Origin of the sequence: Paenibacillus sp. EZ-K15 (assembly GCF_002573715.1) — a bacterium.
In the GTDB taxonomy this organism is placed as follows: domain Bacteria; phylum Bacillota; class Bacilli; order Paenibacillales; family Paenibacillaceae; genus Paenibacillus_AQ.
The window spans coordinates 145,775-161,735 of sequence record NZ_PDHM01000010.1 but is presented as its reverse complement, the minus strand read 5'-3'; the positions used below and the strand labels follow the sequence as shown (position 1 = coordinate 161,735).

Here is a 15,961-nt window from a genome sequence, read left to right as displayed (position 1 = left end):
GGGACTATACTCCAGTACCCGCATTCACGGAACCGATTTTAGCTGCGATGGGGCCAAGTGCCTCCTGCTGACGCTCGATGAGCTCGCGGATTCCTTGTTCCCCAAGCTCCAGGATCTGATCCAACTCCTCACGAGAAAACGGGCTCTCTTCGCCAGTACCCTGAACCTCAACGAATTTGCCGCTTCCGGTCATGACCAGATTCATGTCTACCTTCGCTTTGGAATCCTCTTCATAGTTCAGATCCAGCAGCGCCTGTCCGCCAGCAATGCCCACGCTAATAGAAGCCAGGTAGTCCGTAATCGGAAATACCGCTAGTTTATGTTGTTCTGCAATTTTATTTACCGCTATGGCTAAAGCTACAAATGCTCCTGTAATGGAGGTGGTCCGCGTTCCGCCATCCGCTTGGATTACATCGCAGTCCAGCGTAATTGTCCGCTCGCCAAGAGCATGCAGATTCACAACAGACCTAAGCGCTCTGCCGATCAGCCGCTGAATTTCCATCGTCCGGCCACTGAGTTTACCGCGATTGGCTTCCCGTTGGTTGCGGGATTGTGTTGCGCGCGGCAGCATGGAGTATTCAGCCGTCACCCAGCCCTTTCCTTGTCCTTTCAGAAACGGGGGAACCTTCTCATCCACGGTCGCCGTAATCAGCACCTTGGTGTCTCCCATCTCGATGTACACGGAGCCTTCCGCATATTTATTCACATGGGTCGATAAATTCATCGGTCGAAGCTCATCGCTCTTACGTCCGTTAGATCTCATGTTTTCTGCCTCCTACTTCTTATCGCAATCCTGATTAGCATTCCCTATTCTACCAAAGTGCAGGCACAAAAGCACCTTTTCCGGCGCATATTTCAAAGATAGCGGTGAAGCGTCAAATCGAAATTTCGTTAATGAACTCCGGACGGCCAACAGGCTCGCTATAATTGCGGCTATCCGTTCCAACCACCTCAGAGAGATCGTTCATCCGAATTTTGACCTTCGCATCATCCGAGTTCTCGGCTACGGTTAGCACGACAGCCTGCAGCAATTCGGTTGGAACCTGCTCCCCCTGCTCAAACATGCTGTCCTGAAGTGATACGGTAACAGCGCCGTCCTCACCTTTTTCGACCGATGCAACGGTGGTATCGTCCGGGATGACCTCGACAAGCCCATCACCGTAATGCGGTCCCCGGATCAGTTCGTTCAAGGCAGCCTTAACGGCCTCCTGTCCGGTTGGAACAAGTCTTGTAACAGGTACATAATACTGAATGCCGTCAGGCGTCACGGAAGAGAAATAGACGGTAACCGGCGAAGAGGAAGTGTACAAAGCGTCATCCGCCTTTTGAAGATTGATCCCCATCGCACGTGACAGTGGACGGTCCAGCGGTGTGTGGTTGACTGGCATTTCCGTCAGTTTGACTCCGTCCACCCATACCTGCATCGACTGGATGCCTTCGTGTCCCGTCAGCGTCCACGTCAACGCCTCAAGGATTCTTCGTTCATCTGCCGCTTGATACTCTGTAAACGATTTATTGAATTCAACGACGGCCAATTTGCTCTCCGGATCGACCGTCACATTATGGATCTGCGTACCGGCAGGCAATACCGCCTGGAAGCCCTGTGGAACATAGCCAGCATAGCGGCCTCCGTTCACAAGCACTTCAAGAGATTCTTTCACGGCGCTTGCACCTTCTACTTTCGGAATACCCAAGGTTACAGGTGCCAGCATTCCCCGCGCATCCGAAAGATAAACTGTTGTCTGCGTGCCAATGTCTCCTTGTGCCGCTGTAGATCCAGCCGTGTTCAGCATTTGCTTCTCCACTTGCGCAGGCGGTGGGTCAATCGCCTCCGATTGCTTCCCGGAAAACACGCCGCAGCCGGACAACACGATCGGAACAGCAAGCAGCCCGGCGGCGGAAAGCCTGCGAAGATTACGATTACTACGTTTCATGTATTGTTCCTCCCTAACATTTTTTTGTACAGGTTGTACTCCTATGTATACGAGCCCTTTCCAAAAAAATAACTCGCAGTTTTGTCCTTTCTGGACAAAGGGGGGTGGAAAAAGTACAATCGTCGTAAGCATCTTCATCAACCACGAAAATGAGGTGAGTTCCATCATGGCAGAAAACGATTCAAACATTCCATACAGTCTGAACAGCAAGAAGGTAGCGGAAGCGACACGGAGCCTGCTGCATAAGCGTGGAATCAAGCTGGAGGAAATCGCTGAACTAGTGATGATCCTTCAAAAAAAATACTACCCGAATTTGACCATGGAAGAATGCATGGAGAATGTGGATGCCGTACTTAGCAAACGCGAAGTCCAAAACGCGGTGTTAACCGGAATTCAACTAGATATTTTGGCGGAGGAAGGCAATCTCATATCCCCGCTTCAAGAAATGCTGGCCAATGACGAAGGGTTATACGGCGTGGATGAAGTCCTGGCATTTTCCATCGTTAACGTATATGGAAGCATCGGCTTCACGAACTACGGGTATATTGACAAGCTCAAGCCCGGCATTCTCGAGCAATTGAATGATAAATCAAGCGGCCGTGTACATACCTTCCTCGACGATATCGTCGGCGCGGTTGCCGCGGCCGCCAGCAGCCGGATCGCCCATCGCAAGCAAGCGGAGCGGGAGATCGAGCTGTTCGGAACGACCGAAGAGCTTCCAAAAGAATAAACCACTCTCCAAAAAAGGAGATTCGCACAGAATGCGAATCTCCTTTTTTTCCTGCCTATCAGAAGGAAGGAACTCATCGAACCTATCCTTTTCCAATCCGAACTGGGTGATTTCAAAGAATGATAGACGATTGCAGTAGAAAGCATTTTAGCATTTCGGGCCGGAACGATGAGTTTCTTCTATAATAAGCAGGCTCCGCTAACCAATAAGAAGGCTCCTCTCACCTATGAAAAAACGGACTGTCCAATCACGTAAATCGGTAAATCTATCTAGTCATTTTTGCAAGCATCCATCATATGCTATGATGAAGAACATTCCAATAGAGCACCTATGGAAACCCCGCCAAACCTATGGCGGGGTTCTTTTTTTAGACTTTGTGATAGAGATAGATTATCAATTCACACCGACCTTAACAGGAGAAACATTCCAGATGTCGGATGCATAACGGTGAATCGTGTTATCACTGGAGAAGTGTCCCGAGTGTGCGATATTTACAATTGACTTCTCGGTCCAAGATCCACTATTCAAATAAGCATCATCGATATCCGACTGGGTTGCCACATAACTGGCAAAGTCCGCTAATACAAAAAACTCATCGTTATGATCCAGCAGGGACTGAAGAATCTGACCAAACTCCAACTCGTGACAGCAGAACGGTCCTGAGGATATCAACTGATTCAGCACGCGGGCGATTCTCGGATCCTGCTCATACCGTTCCCTGGCTACATAAGCTCCCGTCCTGTAATACTCGAGTACTTCCTCCAGCTTCAAACCGAACAGGAACATATTCTCATTGCCGAGCAGCTCGAACATCTCCACGTTAGCCCCATCCAGCGTGCCGATGGTCAACGCACCGTTCATCATGAACTTCATGTTTCCTGTGCCGGATGCCTCCTTGCCAGCCGTGGAAATCTGCTCGCTCATATCAGCTGCGGGAATAATCTTCTCCGCCAGAGACACCGAATAATTTTCCAGAAACAGCACCTGGAGTTTGTCATTGACCTGCGGATCCTTATTCACGACTTCGGCAACGACATTAATGAGTTTGATGATGCTTTTGGCCAGATAGTAACCCGGTGCTGCCTTCGCCCCAAAAATGACGGTACGAGGAACGCGATCCGCGCTTGGCTGATCCTTAATCTCGTTATACACGTGCATCACTCGTATGATATTCAGCAATTGCCGTTTATAACCGTGCAGCCGCTTCACATGGACATCGAATATGGAATCGGGATTGATCACGATCCCTTGCTTATTCGCGATGTATTCGGCAAACCGTTCTTTATTGCTCCGTTTGATCCGCTGAATCCCCTGCTGAAAGGCGGTGTCGGTCTTGAGTGACTTAAGCTGGATCAATTGATTAGGATCCTTGATCCATGAAGTGCCGATACCATCGCAGATCAATTGACTCAGGCCGGGGTTGCTGTGCATCAGCCAGCGCCGGTGGGTAATCCCATTGGTTTTATTACTGAATCGCTCCGGATACAGCTCATAATGCGGCTTCATCACCTGGGTCTTCAGCAGTTCCGTGTGCAGCGCAGCTACGCCGTTCACATGATAGCTGCCCACAATCGCCAGATTGGCCATGCGGATCTGGTCGCTTTCGATGATGGCGAGCTGCGATATGCGCTCATGGTCCCCTGGATAGCGTTCCAGCAGCATGCCGCAGAAGCGTTTATTGATCTCTTCAATCATCATGTAAATGCGCGGCAGCAGCTCACGAACCATGCCGGCAGGCCATTTCTCCAACGCTTCGCTAAGCAGGGTGTGGTTCGTGTAGGATACGGTCCGGCTCGCGATGTCCCAGGCCTCATCCCAACCGAAGCCGTTGTCATCGATCAGAATCCGCATCAGCTCCGGAATCACCAGCGTCGGGTGCGTATCATTGATATGAATGGCGACATGCTCGGGAAGTTCATGATAGGTCCGTCCCAGCTTGTCGAACGTTCTAAGAATGCTTTGAACGCCTGCGGAACAGAGGAAGTACTGCTGTTTCAGCCGAAGGAGCTTGCCTTCGTATGCTGAATCATCCGGGTACAAAAACTCCGATATCGATTCAACCGAACGGTTATATTCCAAAAATTTATAATAGCTGTTATGATGATGGGCCGAACGGATTCTGGATATATCCGAAGCGGACTCGGCGCTCCACAGCCGCAGCGTATTCACCTGCCCCTCGCCATAACCGATCACCGGAACGTCGTACGGTACAGCCTGAACACGCTCATAATCCACCGTGTGAAATACGGTTCGCCCCTCCTGCACATCCACTTCCACGCGGCCCCAGAATTGGACTTCCACCGCCTTGTCAGCCCGCCGCTCTTCCCAGACATTACCCCGCTGGAGCCAATTGTCCGGCAGCTCGACTTGATGGCCGTCAATAATCTTCTGTTCAAACAATCCGTACTTATACCGGATGCCGCATCCATGACCTGCATAGCTAAGCGATGCCAATGAATCGAGAAAACATGCCGCAAGACGTCCAAGCCCCCCGTTGCCGAGCCCCGCGTCCGGTTCCTGCTCCTCAATCTCTTCCAAATTCCATCCCAGGTCCAGGAGGCCGCTGCGGACCATATCCAGTACACCCAGGTTCAGTAGATTGTTTCCCAGCAGCCGCCCGATCAAAAATTCAAGCGAGAAATAATACACCTGCTTCTGCCCGGTATCCCGGTATATCCGATTGGCAGCCGCCCATTCCCGTCCGACATACTCCCGAATCATGCTGCCGAGTATTTTGTATACATCCTCAGCCGTCGCTTCCTCAAGTCCCTTTCCCAACCGACTCACCAACTGCTCCGTAAAGACCTGCTTGAATGTTTCCTTGTTGTTAAACAAAAGAAAGTTCCTCCTGACGGATTCGTATTATTTTGCGATTAAATCGAGATGTCCTTGGCTATGACAAAAGGTTTGCGAAAATCGCCTTGAAGCATATGATCCCGCGAGATCATCACATCTTTATCGAGTATGACGTTCTCCAGCCTCACGTTCTCGCCAATGACGCATTTTTGCATGATGATGGAGTTATGGATGCTTGCGCCTCGCTTTACCTGTACCCCGCGGAACAGGATGCTGTTCTTCACTTCCCCGTCGATCTGGCAGCCGTTGGCGACCAGCGCGTTGCTCACATCGGCTGAATTCAAATATTTGGCGGGAACCTCATACTTGATCTTGGTGTGGACCGCCTGCTTGCGGAACAAGCTGTTGTATGCCTTCGGATTCAGCAGATTCATGCTGGTACGGTAATAGCTTTCGAGCGAGTTGATCACCGCGTGATACCCAAGGTATTCATATCCCGCAATGTTCAGCTTGTGTCGGTTATGCATAATCGCGTCCCGGAAGAAGTGATTGCCCCCATGGGCGATGCAATGATCGGCCATCTCAAGAAACCGCGATTTCTCCATCACGAACATCTCCATATATACCGCATCATGCTTATGATCGTAATGAATATCCGTGACCATGCCGTCCTCATCGACATCGAGCCGGGTGCAGGAACGATGCTCTTCCCTCGGTCCATTTACCCTAGTATAAACAAGCGTCACGTCAGCACCCTGCTCCAGATGGTATTCATACACCTCGTTCAAATCGACCGTGCTGATATGCTGGCTGCCGGAATGCACGATATGCTTTGCAGCTCCCCGCTCAAAAAAATCGAGATTATTATAAATATGCCGCAGCTCGCCGGCGGACACATCCGCTTCATCATTCCAATCCGGCGGAAGTATGAATAGGCCGCCCCGCTTGCGGTGCATATCCCACGGCCTGCCTTCACCCAGATGATCCATCAGGGAGCGGTATTTCCTGCGAACGAACAGCGCAATATCCTCAATGCCCGCATGCATCATATTCGACATCACAAAGTCGATCAGGCGATACCTTCCAGCGAATGGCACAGCAGCCCCACACCGGTAATACGTCAATTCACTCAGCACATCCCGTTCATGCTCCAAATTAATGATACCCATGAGTTCTCTCATCTGCGAATCCCGTCCTAACCTTGATTATTATGGGACGAAGACGACGATTGAAGCAGCTTCAGGACGTCTTCATCTTGATCGCTTACAAGCACAATCCGGGATGGATCTTCCTCAGGCGGGCCAATGACGGCATGATCTTGAATGACCATGTCCTCAGTGATAATCGCCCGGTGTATGCGTACATGGCTGCCGATGCGCACCTTGGGCATGATGACGGAATCGGTAATGACACTGCCTTCCCCCACTTCCACCCCATAAAAGAGGACCGAATGCTCTACCTCGCCGCATACGGTGCAGCCCTCGTTAATCATGCTGTTCCGGACGACGCCGGTTGGAGAAATATACTCTGCGGGCTGATTCGGGTTCCGGGTGTAAATGCGCCACAGCGGATCGTTCAAGTCCAGCTTGGGCTGCTTGCAGAGCAGATCCATGTTAGCTTCCCATAGGCTCTCGATGGTGCCGACGTCCTTCCAGTACCCTTCGAACGGATAAGCGTACAGCGTTTTGCCGTCCTCCAGCATGCTCGGCAGAATGTCTTTGCCAAAATCATGGCTCGTATCCGGAAGCTCCGCATTCCGCATTAAATAGGATCGCAGCAGCTTCCAGCGAAACAGATAAACGCCCATGGATGCCGTCGTACTCCTCGGGTGCGCAGGCTTCTCCTCGAACTCGAATATCCGGTAGTTCTCATCCGTATTCACCATGCCGAACCGCTTCGCTTCATCCAGGCTCACCTCAATGACGGAGATGGTGCAATCGGCATCCTTCTCCTTGTGATAAGTCAGCATCCGGTCGTAATCCATCTTATAGATGTGATCTCCTGACAAAATCAAAACGTGCTCGGGATCGTACTGGTCAATAAACTTGAGATTCCGAAAAATCGCATCCGCTGTCCCGCGGTACCAGGTCGTCCCGTCCTCGCGTTCATGGGGAGGGAGCACGAATACGCCCCCATTCAACCGGTCCATATCCCAATCGCTTCCTACGCCAATGTAAGAATGCAGAACCAGAGGTTCATACTGGGTTAACACCCCGACCGTGTCGATTCCCGAATGGGAGCAGTTGCTTAGCGGAAAATCAATGATCCGATATGTACCCCCAAAATAAACAGCCGGCTTGGCGAGCGTCTTCGTGAGGCCTTTCAGCCGTTTGCCTTGACCTCCTGCGAGCAGCATGGCGACCACATCTTTTTTCTTCATGACAGATTCTCCTTTAAGGGGCTTTATAAGATACGAATCCTATAACATGAAAATTGCGGATTGAACCAAGGGAACGCTTCGATACGAATATGGTGGAGTGGATCATGGTGATGAGTGATTAAGAAAAAAACGCTTGAGGGAATGCCTTGCTTAAAACAGCAAGGTATATCAACTATATGCGGGGGAGAGAAAAACTCTGACTCTAATCGGGGGGACGCCCCCGTCTCAGGTATGAAGGCGCCTTCTCTTCTCTAGAGAAAAAGTGCCGTGGTGCCGCTTACCAAGCATCCTGATTGCGGGGTTATAAGGGTAACTATCTGGTCAGTATCAGATAACGGATGCTCCACATTGTAACCCTCTGAATCTATTAAACAAAAAACCGCCCTTTCTACGCATGATGGAAGTCAACGTACAAGCAGACGGTTTTATTCATGTCTTGATTATATCAGGAATGCGGCTGTTTCCGTACAGAAAAATAGCACATTCGATCCTCGTTTTCGATCATCTTGGCTTCCCCGCGGCGGGTCAGCTCGACGAGATGGGCCAGCGCTTCGCACATGGCGAAGCGCAGCTGGTGGATGCCGAGCTTCTCGCCGAAGAGGGCGGTGCAGACCTCGAAGGCGGTAAGCCGTCCGGCAGCGCTCAGCATGCCGGCGATGGTGGCCAGGCGCTCCTCGTGATGGAGGAGGAGCGCATCGATCCGTTCACGGAAATGCGTGAACGGGTGGCGGTGTCCGGGGTATGCCGTCCGGACATGCAGTTCCCGCAGGCGGCGCAGCCCTGTGAGGAAAAGCGCCAGCGGCTCGGCGTCGCTGCCGGGCAGCAGGCTCACGTTGGGCGAAATTTGCGGCAGCACGGCATCGCCGCATAACAGAACGCCGCTCTCCGCATGGAAGAACGACAGATGCCCCGGAGCATGGCCGGCCGTTTGCACCGGTACCCATATCCGGTTGCCCATCCGGAACGGCAGGTCCTCGCCGATAAACGATATGTCCGGATGCGGCGTGACTTGGGGGAAAAAGCCGTTCAGATGCTCCGGCAGCAGGGCAAGCTTGGTTTCCGACATGCCATGCTGCCGGAAGAACGCCGGGAGCTCGTGATCCATCGTGGAATCCGTTCCCCACATGAGCATCGCTTCCCGATGCGCCCGCTCTGACATCCACACCTTGGCGCCCGACCGCTCCTGAAACCACCCGGCAAGCCCATAGTGGTCCGGGTGATGATGGGTCAGCACGATTGAAGCGATGTCGCTGAACCCGAACCCGAGCTGCTCCATCGCCGCCAGCCATTCCCGCTCCGAGGCAGCCGTACGCGGCCCCGGATCGATGACGGTCATACCGTCATCTCCGCGCAGCACATAGCTGTTCACCCATCTTAAGGGGTTGGACAATGTAATCTTCACCTGACTGAGCTGATGTTCTTCTATATAATGAATGTCCGGGCTTGAACCCTTCTCTTCCTGATCCATTGTAGATGCAACCTCCATCCGCATTATGACTTCATATCCGACTCTTTCATCATAAGCTTGTATTCGGGATATGTATAGAAGGGTGCCTCGTATAGAGTGCTACTGTTTTCCATTAAAGGACGCTGCACGTACGTATCGTTCCTTCAATCGCTGTTGCCCCCGGATTTTTCTTATTGTATTGATCCATTGTAAAAAACCGATGGCAAAGGCGACCGCTGCCGCTTTTCCGGAATCGATTCGTCGGCTCCGCTGCTTCGTGCTCGTTCATAATAAAGCGTTAACCATCAAATCGACTCCTCTTGGCCTATTAGCAGAGGTCCATCTTTCATATACGAGAAGCATCCCCGAAAAGTCATACGACCTTGGGGATGCCTTCTCCATTGATGAAATTGTAGGTCAAGTTCCTCTTGAGGACTTAAAAGCTAGCTGCGTTCGCTCCATTTTCAATCCTGAAAGTCTTTCTTAGGGACATGCACATGTTTGCACTCTCTTTTCGATCGATAAAGTCCCTCTCGGTGAATTGCACGTTCTGCAACTTCATGATCTCCAAGTTCTTCCCCTTTACTCCTCCTCCAGCTTAATGAATACTCGACTCATATTGAAAGGCTCCGTAGTATTCACTTCAGCTGGCGGGCTACCTCCTCGCGTGAGCGCTGGATGGCTTCCTCGACAGGCAGGTTGGTCTTGATTCCGTCCTCGCCCATCCATTCGACCTCTCCGGTAGCCGCTCCGCGTCCAACGATCAGACGCAGCGGAGCGCCGGCAAGATCTGCATCCTTGAACTTGACGCCGGCCCGTTCGTCCCGGTCATCCAACAGCGGCTCCAGACCAGCCTTGTTCAGCTCGCTGTAGATATGTTCAGCCAGTTTCATCTGGGCCTCATCCTTAACCGCAACCGGGATAATGTGCACCTTAAACGGAGCGACGGACATCGGCCAGACCAATCGCTCGTCCGAGATGCGCTGCTCGGCGATGGCGGCCATGACGCGGGAGACGCCAATACCGTAGCAGCCCATGATCAGCGGTTTCTCCCGCCCGTCGGAATCCAGGTACATGCCGTTCATGGCGTCACTGTATTTCGTACCCAGCTTGAACACATGTCCAAGCTCAATCCCGCGATGAAATTCGAGCTGTGCTCCGCAGCGCGGGCAAGGTTCTCCTTCGGTTACATTCCGGAAGTCGCCGGTATAGTCCAGCGAAAAATCATGTCCTGGCCGGACTCCCTTCAGATGCGTATCCCCCTGGTTGGCACCGGTGATCCCCTCTGCCATAGCCGCTACTTCGTAATCGACCAATACCTTTAGTGTTAGGCCTACCGGTCCCGCAAACCCGACTGGGGCTCCCGTCGCCTGCATCACCTCTTCGGCACTCGCTAATTCGGCGAGTTCTGCTTCTAGGTAAGACTTCACTTTTGCCTCGTTCGCTTCACGGTCTCCCCGGACAAGCACCGCAACTCGTTCTCCGTCCACGTGGTAAACCAGTGTCTTGATCAATTGCTCCGGGCCGACTTGGAGGAAGTTAGTCAATTCCTGAATACTCTTCACATTCGGCGTCAATATCTGCTCTATGGCAGAATGACCGTCAGCCGCCGCGGACTTCCTATTAGCCTGCTCAGCCGGAACCGCAGACTCCGCACGCTCCAGATTTGCCGCATAACTGCAATCGCTGCAGGAAACAACGGTATCCTCGCCTATATCCGCCAGCGCCATAAACTCATGGGTTTCCCCTTGCCCACCAATGGCACCTGCATCAGCTTCCACCGCCCGGAACGTCAGACCGCAGCGCCTAAAGATTCGTTCATACGTTTCATACATGTTCCGGTAGGACACATCCATGCCCTCCCAGTCCCGGTCGAAAGAATACGCATCCTTCATCAGGAATTCACGACCCCGCAGCAGACCGAAACGCGGACGCCGCTCATCCCGGTATTTGCTCTGAATTTGATACAGGTTCACCGGCAGCTTCCGGTAGGAAGAAATCTCTTGGCGAACGATGGATGTAATCACTTCTTCATGGGTTGGTCCAAGCACGAACTCCCGGTTATGGCGGTCATGCAGCCTGATGAGTTCCGATCCGTAAACATCGTACCTGCCCGATTCCTTCCACAGCTCGGCGGGCTGGACAGCGGGCATGAGCATCTCCTGCCCGCCAGAGGCATCCATTTCCTCTCGAATAATGGCTTCGATCTTCCGCAAGACCCGCCAGCCCAGCGGCAGATACGAATAGATTCCTGCCGCCGTTTGACGGATATAGCCGCCACGGAGCATCCATTGATGGCTTAGTGCCTCCGCCTCGGAAGGCACATCACGCATCGTTGTCATCAATAATTGGCTTTGCCGCATCTTCCTCATACTCCTTCTTATATCCATGAATGAACCTGCCTGAACGCAAAAAGAGCACACTCGCTCCTAGGGACGAATGTGCTCGTGGTACCACCCTGATTCCATCTTTGCGGGACGCAAAAGACGCTCCTTGCAAGATGCTTCATCAGGCGGTAACGGGCCGAACCGGCTCCGCTTGTTCACAGCGGGCAACTACAAGGTAGGAAGGACGCAGCCAAGCGGGTGGAAGCCTTTCAGCCGGGGGCTTCTTTTCTGTCTCGCCGAATCTTGCATCCTCATGTCCTTGATGATCGTTATTCACGGGAAATTCATTTTCCAATACATTACAGCCGGACGTTCAGAATGTCAAGCATGAAAAGGACAGGCATACTTAATGAGCGATATGATCCAGCACTTGCCGCAAGATCCCGATGACATGATCATCTTCATACGTATAAAAATATGTATTCCCGTCCCTACGGAATTTGACCAGTCTTAAACTGCGCAGATAGCCAAGCTGGTGGGATACCGCCGACTGACTCATGCCAAGCACCTCGGCAATATGGCCGACCGGGCATTCTTCTTGCGAAAGCAAATGAAGAATGCGGATCCGCGTCGGATCCGAAATGGCCTTCAGCAGTCGTGACGCTTCCATGGCCTGGTCTTCGTGCAGCAGCTCATGGTGCTCTTTTTCCATAAACTAATCCCCTCTTCTCCATAATGGCTTGAACGATTTCGCGGGCATCCCGTGAAACTCCTGCCAAGAGTGCGGAGCCCCGGTGCGTCTGCCAAGGCAAACCTACATAATAGAGCCCCTTCACCGGACTGATACCGCGTGTATGAATAACAGCCTTCTTATGATCCAGCGCTTGATCCACATGAAGCCAATCATAGCTGGAAACAAAGCCGGTTGCCCAGATGATATTCCGAACCTTAAGCTCCGTGCCATCCTCGAATCGTATTCCGGAAGCACCGGCATCAACGGCTCTCTTTTTCAACACCACTTTACCGCACTTGACCGCTTGTTTCAATTCATATCCAAAAATCGGGTCTCCCCGACGCTTCAGCTTACGTCCCACCCAGGAGGAACCGCTGGCTGATAAAATGCCGAGTTTGTCCAACCACCAGAACATCCCCTTGCCCCCAACGGTCATGGGTAAATACCGCGGCTGCTGTCCAAGAGCCAAATACGTTTCCCGACCGCCAGACAGTTCGACCGCAATCTGCGCCCCGCTGTTCCCGCCGCCAACGACAAGAACGCCACCCTCTTGAAGCTGGGAAGGTCGCCTGTAATCGGAGGAGTGCAGCTGGACAATATCCGCTGGAACCGATGCTGCAAACGCCGGAATGCGAGGCTGCCGGAACGGCCCGGTAGCGATAATCAGCGACTTCGCATGATATTCTCCCTCATTGGTTTCGATTATAAACCTGTCTTCTTCCTTATGGACACACTTCACATCCGTCTCAAACTGAATGGGCAGCTCAAACCGTGCTGCATAGGATTTCAGATAGGAAGCCAATTCATCTTTGTCCGGGAACCCGTCCGGATCCCCATCTATCCTCATTCCATGCAATGCACTGTGAGTTCTCGGTGTAAACAACTTCAGCGAATCATATCTCGTCTTCCATGCATCTCCTGCCTCCGATCCCCGATCCAACAACAGAAACTTCATCCCTGCCTGCTGCAGCCAATAGCCGGCTGCCAATCCTGCCTGCCCCGCGCCAATAACGATTACATCCCACATCATATAGGTATCACTCCAATTATATGAGTAATTGCTCATATATAGATATTACATGGATCTTGTTCTCCCTTCAAGCATAAAATGGTGATTGCATCGTCAAACGCCGCATGAAACTCGAATAAATATCTGATAAATTCAGTTGACAACACACGCATTCAGTCATACTATAGGCATAAAGTTGCTTCGAGGAAACATTATATGCTCGGCCCAATTTAGTAGGGAGAGGTTAAACTTTATGGATGAGACAAAGAATAGGCAGCATTTGCATCAGGCAGCGCTCGGCGAGCGTTTTCTGATTGAACAGGTGGATATCCGCGGAGAGCATAAACGGCGGCTTCTGGACCTCGGATTCGTTCCAGGCTCCGTTATCGAAGTGCTGAAAGCCAGCCCGCTCGGTGACCCCACCTCTTATAGAGTAGCAGGTACCGTCATTGCATTAAGAAAAGAAGAAAGTCAGTTAATCTGGGGTAAGGTGATGTCATCATGAGAACTTTTACTGTCGCACTGGCTGGCAACCCGAACACGGGCAAAAGCACGCTTTTTAATGCCCTCACCGGACTAAAGCAGCACACTGGCAACTGGTCCGGCAAAACGGTCAGTCTCGCAAGCGGCAATTACGATTACAAAGACACCCGCTTCCAATTTATCGATCTGCCCGGGACGTACTCCTTGTTCTCCAACTCGGCCGATGAAGAAGTGGCGCGCGATTATATTATTTTTGAGAAACCGGACGTTACCCTGCTGGTTCTGGATTCTACGGCGCTGGAAAGAAGTCTTAACCTTGCGCTTCAAGTGCTGGAAATGACCGACCGGGTCATCGTCTGCCTGAATCTGATGGATGAAGCGAAGAAAAAAGGAATCAAGATTAACGCACGCAAGCTAACGAATCAGCTCGGTGTTCCCGTCATTCCGATATCGGCCAGAAATAACGATGGGCTGGATACCCTGTCCGAGCAGTTACTTCTGATGTGCACAGGGCAGACTTCGACTACGCCTTACCGGATGAAATATAACGAACAGCTGGAATCGCAAATTTCCGGCCTGGAGTCCGAATTACGAGACATTTTCGGCGACGAATATCCAGCCAGATGGCTGGCCATCCGCTTTCTCGATGGAGACCGGAAGCTGATCGCGACGCTGAAAGACCGATTAAAGGCTTCGGATAAAGGGGGGATTTCACTTGGAACAGCTAAAGCGCTTGGAAGCTCTAACAGCCATCATTCCTGCTGAGCAGGTAGAGGATGTTCGGGAAGATATCGTGGGCGAGTTATTCAAAAAATCCCGCGAGCTGTGCAGTGACGCCGTCACCGTGACCAACCGGGAGCTTCTGTACCGTTCCGAGCGTCTGGACCGCATCTTCACCTCCAAACTGTGGGGATTTCCGATCATGCTGGCCATGCTCGGCATTATTTTTTACTTAACGATCGCAGGGGCTAACGTGCCTTCCTCCATGCTGGCAAGTTTCTTTGGCTGGATCGAAGGATACCTGACGATGGCCTTTCAGGCCCTCCATGCTCCCGATTGGCTCTATGGCGTGCTGATACTTGGATTGTTCCGGGGAACCTCCTGGGTCGTCAGTGTCATGCTGCCTCCAATGGCCATCTTCTTTCCGGCCTTTGCGCTGCTTGAGAACTATGGCTATTTGCCTCGGGTAGCCTTTAACCTGGACCGCCTGTTCAAAAAAACGGGAGCGCACGGCAAGCAGTCCCTTACCATGGCGATGGGATTCGGCTGCAATGCGGCGGCCATTATGTCGACCCGGATTATCGAGTCGCCGCGGGAGCGGATGCTCGCCATTCTGACCAACAACTTCGTGCCCTGCAACGGTCGCTGGCCGACCCTGATCCTGCTGGCCTCCTTGTTCATGGCTGCAGGTTTTTCGGGAGGAGCCCAGACGCTCGTGACGGCTTCCGTTGTTATGGGCATGGTGCTGATCGGTGTCGTTGTCACGCTCGCGGTATCATGGGGATTATCCAAAACCGCTTTGAAAGGCATTCCTTCCCACTACACCCTGGAGCTGCCGCCATACCGTAAACCGAAGATTCTGAATACGATTCTCCGGTCGACCCTGGATAAAACCATCTATGTCCTGCGCAGAGCCATTATCGTAGCAGCGCCTGCAGGCGTGCTTACCTGGGTACTTGCCAACATCTATATTGGCGATTCCAGCATTCTGGTTCATTTCGTTGAATTCCTTGATCCGTTTGCGCGCGCGCTCGGACTCGACGGCTTCATTCTGATGGCTTTTATCATCGGACTTCCCGCAAATGAAATCGTGCTGCCAATCCTGCTGATGGGATATTTGGCTACGGGCTCCCTGACCGAGGTTACCGATATGTTTGCCCTTAAGCAAATCTTCCTGGATCAAGGCTGGACCTGGCTGACCGCGCTAAACATGATGCTGTTCTCGCTGCTCCACTATCCTTGCGGAACCACGCTCGTTAACATCTGGAAGGAAACCAAAAGCGCGAAGTGGACGTTCCTGTCCTTTGCCATCCCGACGGCTATCGCAATCGGCGTTACCTTCCTTGTTACTCAGGTGGCCCGGGCATTGGGATGGGTTTAACGACCTCTTCTTCTGATAGCC

13 protein-coding genes are annotated in these 15,961 nt (G+C 52.1%); 4 read left to right on the top strand and 9 right to left on the bottom strand.

Going from position 1 to position 15,961, the window contains the following annotated elements:
• Nucleotides 1–4: 4 nt before the first annotated feature.
• On the bottom strand, nucleotides 5–763 hold the full coding sequence (gene rph, locus CRG97_RS07720; RefSeq protein ID WP_076323095.1) for a ribonuclease PH: 759 nt from the start codon (nucleotides 761–763) through the stop codon (nucleotides 5–7).
• Between the two features lie 112 nt (nucleotides 764–875).
• A complete protein-coding gene (locus CRG97_RS07715) occupies nucleotides 876–1,934 on the bottom strand; it encodes a GerMN domain-containing protein (RefSeq protein ID WP_098742515.1) in 1,059 nt (352 codons plus the stop codon).
• 166 nt (nucleotides 1,935–2,100) lie between these two features.
• Between CRG97_RS07715 and CRG97_RS07710 the strand changes: the two genes are divergently transcribed.
• Nucleotides 2,101–2,664 carry a phosphatidylglycerophosphatase A family protein gene (locus CRG97_RS07710; RefSeq protein ID WP_098742514.1) on the top strand — a complete coding sequence of 188 codons (564 nt, stop codon included), beginning with the start codon at nucleotides 2,101–2,103 and terminating at the stop codon, nucleotides 2,662–2,664.
• 393 nt (nucleotides 2,665–3,057) lie between these two features.
• Here CRG97_RS07710 and CRG97_RS07705 read toward each other — a convergent pair whose 3' ends face one another.
• The 7 genes from CRG97_RS07705 to CRG97_RS07675 form a co-directional block, all read right to left on the bottom strand.
• A complete protein-coding gene (locus tag CRG97_RS07705; RefSeq protein ID WP_098742513.1) occupies nucleotides 3,058–5,499 on the bottom strand; it encodes a glycogen/starch/alpha-glucan phosphorylase in 2,442 nt (813 codons plus the stop codon).
• A gap of 38 nt (nucleotides 5,500–5,537) precedes the next feature.
• Entirely contained in the window at nucleotides 5,538–6,641 is a 1,104-nt protein-coding gene (gene glgD / locus CRG97_RS07700; protein ID WP_098742512.1) for a glucose-1-phosphate adenylyltransferase subunit GlgD, read from the bottom strand.
• A 14-nt stretch (nucleotides 6,642–6,655) separates the two neighbouring features.
• Nucleotides 6,656–7,840, bottom strand: a complete 1,185-nt coding sequence (locus CRG97_RS07695) for a glucose-1-phosphate adenylyltransferase (RefSeq protein ID WP_098742511.1) — start codon at nucleotides 7,838–7,840, stop codon at nucleotides 6,656–6,658.
• Between the two features lie 445 nt (nucleotides 7,841–8,285).
• Nucleotides 8,286–9,308, bottom strand: coding sequence for an MBL fold metallo-hydrolase (locus tag CRG97_RS07690; RefSeq protein WP_098742510.1), 1,023 nt, complete (start codon nucleotides 9,306–9,308; stop codon nucleotides 8,286–8,288).
• 617 nt (nucleotides 9,309–9,925) lie between these two features.
• Nucleotides 9,926–11,650: a proline--tRNA ligase gene (locus CRG97_RS07685; protein WP_098742509.1), complete on the bottom strand. Its 1,725-nt coding sequence runs from the start codon at nucleotides 11,648–11,650 to the stop codon at nucleotides 9,926–9,928.
• Between the two features lie 370 nt (nucleotides 11,651–12,020).
• Nucleotides 12,021–12,326, bottom strand: coding sequence for an ArsR/SmtB family transcription factor (locus CRG97_RS07680; protein WP_098742508.1), 306 nt, complete (start codon nucleotides 12,324–12,326; stop codon nucleotides 12,021–12,023).
• Nucleotides 12,307–13,374: a flavin-containing monooxygenase gene (locus CRG97_RS07675; RefSeq protein WP_237566341.1), complete on the bottom strand. Its 1,068-nt coding sequence runs from the start codon at nucleotides 13,372–13,374 to the stop codon at nucleotides 12,307–12,309. Before CRG97_RS07675 ends, CRG97_RS07680 begins: the two co-directional genes overlap by 20 nt.
• A 235-nt stretch (nucleotides 13,375–13,609) precedes the next feature.
• On the opposite strand from CRG97_RS07675, the gene CRG97_RS07670 reads away from it, so the two are divergent.
• The 3 genes from CRG97_RS07670 to CRG97_RS07660 are packed head-to-tail and all read left to right on the top strand — an operon-like array spanning nucleotide 13,610 to nucleotide 15,940.
• Complete coding sequence (locus CRG97_RS07670; protein ID WP_098742506.1) at nucleotides 13,610–13,861, top strand: FeoA family protein; 252 nt, start codon at nucleotides 13,610–13,612, stop codon at nucleotides 13,859–13,861.
• Complete coding sequence (locus CRG97_RS07665) at nucleotides 13,858–14,604, top strand: FeoB small GTPase domain-containing protein (protein ID WP_098742505.1); 747 nt, start codon at nucleotides 13,858–13,860, stop codon at nucleotides 14,602–14,604. Before CRG97_RS07670 ends, CRG97_RS07665 begins: the two co-directional genes overlap by 4 nt.
• A complete protein-coding gene (locus tag CRG97_RS07660) occupies nucleotides 14,555–15,940 on the top strand; it encodes a nucleoside recognition domain-containing protein (protein ID WP_098742504.1) in 1,386 nt (461 codons plus the stop codon). The genes CRG97_RS07665 and CRG97_RS07660 overlap by 50 nt, the downstream gene beginning before the upstream one ends.
• Nucleotides 15,941–15,961 lie beyond the last annotated feature (21 nt).

Excerpts from the sequence above, each read along its gene's own strand:
- CRG97_RS07665 (WP_098742505.1), top strand. The coding sequence starts at position 13,858 with ATGAGAACTTTTACTGTCGCACTGGCTGGCAACCCGAACACGGGCAAA.
- glgD (WP_098742512.1), bottom strand. The coding sequence starts at position 6,641 with ATGAGAGAACTCATGGGTATCATTAATTTGGAGCATGAACGGGATGTG.
- CRG97_RS07710 (WP_098742514.1), top strand. The coding sequence starts at position 2,101 with ATGGCAGAAAACGATTCAAACATTCCATACAGTCTGAACAGCAAGAAG.
- CRG97_RS07715 (WP_098742515.1), bottom strand. The coding sequence starts at position 1,934 with ATGAAACGTAGTAATCGTAATCTTCGCAGGCTTTCCGCCGCCGGGCTG.
- CRG97_RS07685 (WP_098742509.1), bottom strand. The coding sequence starts at position 11,650 with ATGCGGCAAAGCCAATTATTGATGACAACGATGCGTGATGTGCCTTCC.
- CRG97_RS07670 (WP_098742506.1), top strand. The coding sequence starts at position 13,610 with ATGGATGAGACAAAGAATAGGCAGCATTTGCATCAGGCAGCGCTCGGC.
- CRG97_RS07695 (WP_098742511.1), bottom strand. The coding sequence starts at position 7,840 with ATGAAGAAAAAAGATGTGGTCGCCATGCTGCTCGCAGGAGGTCAAGGC.
- CRG97_RS07675 (WP_237566341.1), bottom strand. The coding sequence starts at position 13,374 with ATGTGGGATGTAATCGTTATTGGCGCGGGGCAGGCAGGATTGGCAGCC.
- CRG97_RS07680 (WP_098742508.1), bottom strand. The coding sequence starts at position 12,326 with ATGGAAAAAGAGCACCATGAGCTGCTGCACGAAGACCAGGCCATGGAA.
- CRG97_RS07690 (WP_098742510.1), bottom strand. The coding sequence starts at position 9,308 with ATGGATCAGGAAGAGAAGGGTTCAAGCCCGGACATTCATTATATAGAA.
- rph (WP_076323095.1), bottom strand. The coding sequence starts at position 763 with ATGAGATCTAACGGACGTAAGAGCGATGAGCTTCGACCGATGAATTTA.